The organism is Burkholderia sp. E168m23 (assembly GCF_016586125.1).
In the GTDB taxonomy this organism is placed as follows: Bacteria; Pseudomonadota; Gammaproteobacteria; order Burkholderiales; family Burkholderiaceae; genus Burkholderia; species Burkholderia orbicola.
The window spans coordinates 1-5639 of sequence record NZ_BCPP01000448.1; the positions used below are offsets into that span (position 1 = coordinate 1).

Annotated in this window: 6 protein-coding genes and 1 pseudogene; 6 read left to right on the top strand and 1 reads right to left on the bottom strand. The window is 67.2% G+C overall.

Annotated features, from left to right (window positions below; genetic code table 11):
• The 6 genes and pseudogenes from JMF90_RS21640 to JMF90_RS21665 form a co-directional block, all read left to right on the top strand.
• Positions 1-391 (top strand): annotated as a pseudogene (locus JMF90_RS21640) (glutamyl-tRNA reductase); the annotation flags it as partial.
• Between the two features lie 93 nt (positions 392-484).
• Positions 485-1567 (top strand): peptide chain release factor 1, encoded by a 1083-nt coding sequence (gene prfA / locus JMF90_RS21645; RefSeq protein WP_006477064.1) that lies wholly within the window; start codon positions 485-487, stop codon positions 1565-1567.
• 7 nt (positions 1568-1574) lie between these two features.
• Positions 1575-2417, top strand: a complete 843-nt coding sequence (gene prmC / locus JMF90_RS21650) for a peptide chain release factor N(5)-glutamine methyltransferase (RefSeq protein ID WP_054928318.1) — start codon at positions 1575-1577, stop codon at positions 2415-2417.
• A gap of 67 nt (positions 2418-2484) precedes the next feature.
• The gene (gene grxD, locus JMF90_RS21655) at positions 2485-2796 is read left to right on the top strand and encodes a Grx4 family monothiol glutaredoxin (protein ID WP_006477066.1); all 312 of its coding nucleotides are present in this window, start codon (positions 2485-2487) and stop codon (positions 2794-2796) included.
• 23 nt (positions 2797-2819) lie between these two features.
• Positions 2820-3416 carry a UbiX family flavin prenyltransferase gene (locus JMF90_RS21660; protein ID WP_006477067.1) on the top strand — a complete coding sequence of 199 codons (597 nt, stop codon included), beginning with the start codon at positions 2820-2822 and terminating at the stop codon, positions 3414-3416.
• 202 nt (positions 3417-3618) lie between these two features.
• Positions 3619-4410, top strand: a complete 792-nt coding sequence (locus JMF90_RS21665; protein WP_054928317.1) for a class III extradiol ring-cleavage dioxygenase — start codon at positions 3619-3621, stop codon at positions 4408-4410.
• A 111-nt stretch (positions 4411-4521) separates the two neighbouring features.
• Here JMF90_RS21665 and JMF90_RS21670 read toward each other — a convergent pair.
• Positions 4522-5639 (bottom strand): APC family permease (locus JMF90_RS21670; RefSeq protein ID WP_201325415.1); only part of this gene is annotated, 1118 nt, incomplete at its 5' end.

A 5639-nucleotide genomic window follows, 5' to 3' on the forward strand; every position in this document is an offset into this window, starting at 1 on the left:
CACCGTCGACGATCTCGGCGCGATCGTGCGCGAAGGCAACGCATCGCGCCAGGCCGCGGTCGCCCAGGCCGAGGCGATCATCGAGACGCGCGTGCAGAATTTCATGCAATGGCTCGACACGCGCAGCGTCGTGCCGGTGATCCGTCACATGCACACGCAGGCCGACGCATTGCGCCGGGCCGAAGTCGAAAAGGCGCAGAAGCTGCTCGCGCGCGGTGACGATCCGGCCGCCGTGCTCGAAGCGCTGTCGCAGGCGCTGACCAACAAGCTGATCCACGGCCCGACGAGCGCGCTCAACCGCGTCAACGGCGCCGATCGCGATTCGCTGATCGACCTGATGCGCGGCTTCTACCAGCACGCGCCGCGCTCGAACGACCAGTCCGGCCACTAGCGCCGCCCGGTCGCCCTGCCGCCGGCCGCGCATTGTCCTGCCGCCGGCCTATCCTTTCCGAATACCCCTTGCCCGGGAGCGCCGCTCCACACCATGAAGACGAGCATGCAACGCAAGCTCGACCAGCTGTCCACACGGCTGGCCGAACTGAACGACCTGCTGAGCCGCGAAAACGTCACGGCCGACCTCGACCAGTACCGCAAGCTGACGCGCGAACATGCGGAACTCGGCCCGGTCGTCGAACAATACGCGTTATGGCGCCAGTCGCGCAGCGACGAAACGGCCGCGCAGGAGCTGCTGGCCGATCCGTCGATGCGCGATTTCGCGGAAGACGAAATCCGCAGCGCGCGCGAGGGCATGGCGCGCCTCGAGACCGAGCTGCAGAAGATGCTGCTGCCGAAGGACCCGAACGACGACCGCAACATCTTCCTCGAAATCCGCGCGGGCACGGGCGGCGACGAATCGGCGCTATTCGCGGGCGACCTGCTGCGCATGTACCTGCGCTTCGCGGAACGCCAGCGCTGGCAGGTCGAAATGATGTCGGAGAGCGCGTCGGATCTCGGCGGCTACAAGGAAGTGATCGTGCGGATCGCGGGCCAGGGTGCGTATTCGCGCCTGAAGTTCGAATCGGGCGGCCATCGCGTGCAGCGCGTGCCGGCCACCGAGACGCAGGGGCGCATCCATACGTCCGCGTGCACGGTCGCCGTGATGCCGGAAGCCGACGAGATCGGCGAGGTCGAGATCAATCCGGCCGACCTGCGGATCGACACGTTCCGCGCGTCCGGCGCGGGCGGTCAGCACATCAACAAGACCGATTCGGCGGTGCGCGTCACGCACATCCCGACCGGGATCGTCGTCGAATGCCAGGACGACCGCTCGCAGCACAAGAACAAGGATCGCGCGCTGAAGGTGCTCGCCGCGCGCATCAAGGACAAGCAGTATCACGAGCAGCACGCGAAGGAAGCCGCGACGCGCAAGAGCCTGATCGGCTCCGGCGACCGCTCGGAGCGCATCCGCACGTACAACTTCCCGCAGGGCCGGATGACCGACCACCGGATCAACCTGACGCTGTACCGGCTCGAGGCGATCATGGACGGCGATCTCGACGAACTGATCGGCGCGCTCGTCACCGAGCACCAGGCCGAGTTGCTCGCGTCGCTCGGCGAAGCCGACTAAGGCCACGATGTCCGACACCACCGCCGACGCCCTGCTGCGCGCCTCGCCGCTCGACCCGGTCGATGCACGCGTGCTGCTCGCGCACGCGCTCGGCTGGACCCGCACGCAACTGATCACGCGCGGCGACGCGCCGCTCGACGCCGCCGCGGTCGAACGCTACCGCGCGCTCGAAGCGCGCCGCGTCGCCGGCGAGCCCATCGCGCAGCTGGTGGGGATGCGCGAGTTCTTCGGCCGCCCGTTCGACGTGACGCCCGACGTGCTGATCCCGCGCCCCGAAACCGAACTGCTCGTCGAAGCCGCGCTCGATGCGATCGACGGGCTGCCGCACGCGGCCGTGCTCGATCTCGGCACCGGCAGCGGCGCGATCGCCGTGTCGATCGCGGCCGAGCGCCCCGATGCGCGCGTCTGGGCGCTCGACCGTTCGCCGGCCGCGCTCGCGGTCGCGCAACGCAACGCCGACAAGCTGCTCGACGCGCACCGCCCCGGCGGCCCGCTGCACTGGCTGCAGAGTGACTGGTACGCGGCGCTCGATCCCGCGCTCGGGTTCGACGCGATCGTCAGCAACCCGCCGTACATCGCGCAGCACGATCCGCACCTCGCGCAAGGCGATCTGCGTTTCGAGCCGCGCGGCGCGCTCACCGACGGCGCCGATGGCCTCAGCGCGATCCGCGCGATCGTCGCGGGCGCCGGCGCCTATCTGAAACCGGGCGGCACGCTGTGGATCGAGCACGGCTACGACCAGGCCGAAGCCGTCCGCGCGATACTGGCGTCGCACGGCTTCGTCGCGGTCGAATCGCTCGCCGATCTCGCCGCCATCGAACGCACGACCGGCGGCCGCCTGCCGGGCTGATGCCCGGCCCGCCCGGTTGAAATCCGCTATCATTTCGATCTAACGCCCCGCAAACGCAAGGTCAGTCATGGACACCCAACAACGTATCAAGCAAATCGTCGACGAAAACCAGGTCGTGCTCTTCATGAAGGGCAACGCGCAATTCCCGATGTGCGGCTTCTCGGGCCGCGCCGTGCAGGTGCTGAAGGCCTGCGGCGTCGACCAGTTCAAGACGGTCAACGTGCTCGAGGACGACGAAATCCGCCAGGGCATCAAGGCATTCTCGAACTGGCCGACCATCCCGCAGCTGTACGTGAAGGGCGAATTCATCGGCGGCTCGGACATCATGATGGAGATGTACCAGTCGGGCGAACTGCAGCAACTGTTCGCCGCCGCGTAACACGCGGCACCCGCCCCCTTTCGATGGCATCTCCCAGCGCGCCGCCGCGCCGGCTGATCGTCGCGATCACCGGCGCCACCGGCGTGATCTACGGTGTGCGGCTGCTCGATCTGCTGCGCGCCGCCGGCGGCGTCGAAACGCATCTGCTGATTTCGAACGCCGGTTGGCTCAACATCCAGCATGAACTGAAGCTGCCGAAGGCCGATGTCGAAAGCCGTGCGGACGTCGTGCATTCGGTGCGCGACGTCGGCGCGACGATCGCGTCGGGCTCGTTCGCGACCGACGGCATGGTGATCGCGCCCTGCTCGATGAAGACGCTCGCGAGCGTCGCGCACGGGCTGTCCGACAACCTGATCACCCGCGCGGCCGACGTCACGCTGAAGGAACGCCGCCGTCTCGTGCTGATGGTGCGCGAGACGCCGTTCAATCTCGCGCATCTGCGCAACATGACCGCCGTCACCGAAATGGGCGGCATCGTCTTTCCGCCGCTGCCCGCGTTCTACGCGATGCCGAAGACGATCGAGGAACTCGTCGACCAGACCGTCACGCGCGTCCTCGACCTGTTCGCCCTCAGCGCGCCGCTCACGACGCCGTGGCCCGGCATCCGCCACGCGCAGTAAGCCACGCCTCTTCTGCGCGGATCTCCACCGATTCGCGCAGCAACTCCTTCCATTTCACGCCTTCTGATGCGACTCGGCATCCGAAAGCCAGCCTTCGCCGCTATTATCAACAAACAAGCGTCAATCAAATTCCGTAGCGTCGATTTATCAATGCACGGTACACGCCTATAGTCACAGGCAAATCCTTTTGCAGGTCACCACCATGAACCGCTTGCCTTCGCTGTACCTGTCCCACGGCGCCCCGACGCTGCCGATCGACCCGGCGCTGCCGTCCGGCGCGTTCACGCACCTCGGCGCCGAGCTGCCGCGCCCACGCGCGGTGCTGATGCTGTCCGCGCACTGGGGCACGCAACGACCGGTCGCGAGCGTCGCCGCGCATCCGGACACGATTCACGACTTCTACGGTTTCCCGCAGGCGCTGTACGACATCCGCTATCCGGCGCCGGGCGCACCCGACGTCGCCGAGCGCGCGGCCGCGCTGCTGAACGCGGCGGGCATCGCGACCGCGACGACCGAACACGGTCTCGATCATGGCGCATGGGTGCCGATGCTGCTGATGTTTCCGGAAGCCGACGTGCCGGTCGCGCAACTGTCGATCCAGCCGCGCGCGGATGCCGCACATCACTTCGCGCTCGGCCGCGCGCTGCGACCGCTGCGCGACGAAGGCGTGATGGTGATCGGCTCGGGCCAGATCACGCACAACCTGCGCGCCGCCGATTTCGGCGCGGCGCCCGAGGATGCGGACCCGCGCGTCGCGGAATTCACCGACTGGTTCGAGGCGAAACTGGCCGCCCGCGACGTCGACGCGCTGCTCGACTACCGCCGGCAGGCGCCGCACGCGGCGCTGATGCATCCGACCGACGAACATTTGCTGCCGGTCTTCACGGCGCTCGGCGCGGCGGACGACGACTACCAACTCGGCATCCAGTCGCTCGGCACCTATCAGCGCGTGCTCGCGATGACGAACTACGTGTTCGCGAGCGCCAGCGCCTGAGCCTGGACGGCGGCGCCGCCGCCGGGCCAACAAAAAGCCCGCCCGGGCCATGCCCGGGCGGGCTTTTTTCACTGCATCCTGCCGCCGCCGAATCCGGCGGCAGGTCAGGCGTCAGGCACCGATCCCTTCGAGGATCTCGTCGTGCGACTCGCGCTCGTCGAGATACTGGGTCCGGTAACCGGTATTCACGCCCCAGAAGTAGAACACCAGCGAGATCGCCGCGACGATCAGCATGTCCCAGCCGTACGGCAGGTAGCCATGACCGCCGAACTCCTTGCTGCCGATCAGCGACAGCACGGCCATCGTCGGCAGGTACGCGACCAGCCACCATGCGGCCTTCAGGTCGGCGCCCCAGCCGGTCCAGCCCGACTTCGCCTGGAAGTAGAAATACACCGGCAGCGCGACGATCATCAGCAGGATGATTTCGCCCGTCAGCGGCCACTTCGCCCAGTACAGGATCAGCGAGGCGCACACGAACGCGAACGGGGCGATCAGCTTCATCAGCGGAATCGACAGCGGACGCTCGATGTCGGTCGCCGAACGGCGCAGCGCCATCAGGCTGATCGGGCCGGTCAGGTACGAGATCACCGTCGCGACCGAGATCACCGCCGCGAGCGAGCTCCAGCCGCGGAAGAAGAACAGGAACACGAACGACACGAGCAGGTTGAACCACATCGCCTGGCGCGGCACGCCGTAGATCGGATGCACGTTGCCGAACATCTTCGGCATCGTGTTGTTGCGCTCCATTGCATAGATCATGCGGGTGGTCGTCGCCATGTAGGTCGTACCGGTGCCGCTCGGGCTGATGAACGCGTCGACGTACAGCAGGATCGCGAGCCAGTTCAGGTTCAGCGCGATCGCGAGTTCCGCGAACGGCGACGAGAAGTTGAAGTGCGCCCAGCCCTTCGCGACGTCGGCCGGATTCACCGAACCGATATAGGCCATTTGCAGCAGCACGTAGATCACGAGCGCCAGCAGGATCGACGTGATCACCGCGAACGGCACGCTGCGCGACGGATTGCGCGCTTCACCGGCCAGGTTCACCGGGCTCTGGAAGCCGTTGAACGCGAACACGATGCCGCTCGTCGCGACCGCGGTCAGCACGGCCGACCAGCCGTACGGCGCGAAGCTCGCATTCGATGCGACGCCGAGGTTCTCCGAGTGGAAGCTCGTCAGCATCAGGCCGAGGATCGTGAGGCCGGGGATCAGGAACTTGAAGATCGTGATCG

What these genes read in the sequence shown, in the direction of transcription:
- JMF90_RS21665 (WP_054928317.1), top strand. Translation starts at nt 3,619, where the DNA reads ATGAACCGCTTGCCTTCGCTGTACCTGTCCCACGGCGCCCCGACGCTG.
- JMF90_RS21660 (WP_006477067.1), top strand. Translation starts at nt 2,820, where the DNA reads ATGGCATCTCCCAGCGCGCCGCCGCGCCGGCTGATCGTCGCGATCACC.
- grxD (WP_006477066.1), top strand. Translation starts at nt 2,485, where the DNA reads ATGGACACCCAACAACGTATCAAGCAAATCGTCGACGAAAACCAGGTC.
- prfA (WP_006477064.1), top strand. Translation starts at nt 485, where the DNA reads ATGAAGACGAGCATGCAACGCAAGCTCGACCAGCTGTCCACACGGCTG.
- prmC (WP_054928318.1), top strand. Translation starts at nt 1,575, where the DNA reads ATGTCCGACACCACCGCCGACGCCCTGCTGCGCGCCTCGCCGCTCGAC.